At 60.9% G+C, this 473-nt stretch carries 1 protein-coding gene; it reads right to left on the minus strand.

The genetic code is table 11. From position 1 onward, the window contains the following. Positions 1 to 473 (minus strand): AMIN domain-containing protein (locus C1I99_RS31895; RefSeq protein WP_199562475.1); only part of this gene is annotated, 473 nt, incomplete at both ends.

The raw sequence follows: 473 nt of genomic DNA on the forward strand, positions 1-473 counted from the left end.
GCACGTTACCGGCCTTTTTCAGGCCCAGGCCCTTGGCCTGCATGATGATGTCCAGCGCCTGATCCCAGGGCACGTCCTTCAGGCGCAGCGTGACATTGCCCGTCACCGTGTCGCTCGTCACCACATTGAAGTTCGTGAAGTCGGCAATGACCTGCAGCAGGGCACGCACTTCGATGTTCTGGAAGTTCAGCGACAGCTTGTCACCCGCGAAGCCCGGCCCCTGCGTGAGCTTGTTAGGGTCAACCTTCTGTGGCCTGACCTCCAGCACAAACTGGTTGTCACTTTGGTAGGCGCTGTGCTCCCAATTGCCTTTGGGTTCAACGACCATCCGCACCCGGTCGCCAGACTGGGTCGTCGTGATCAGCTGCACCGGCGTGCCGAAGTCGGTCACGTCAATCTTGCGGCGCAGGTTTTCGGGCAGGCTGGAGCGCAGGAATTCGACGATCAGGCTCTGGCCCTGCTGCTGGATGTCC

This window comes from Micromonospora deserti, assembly GCF_003236335.1.
Lineage (GTDB): Bacteria > Actinomycetota > Actinomycetes > Mycobacteriales > Micromonosporaceae > Micromonospora > Micromonospora deserti.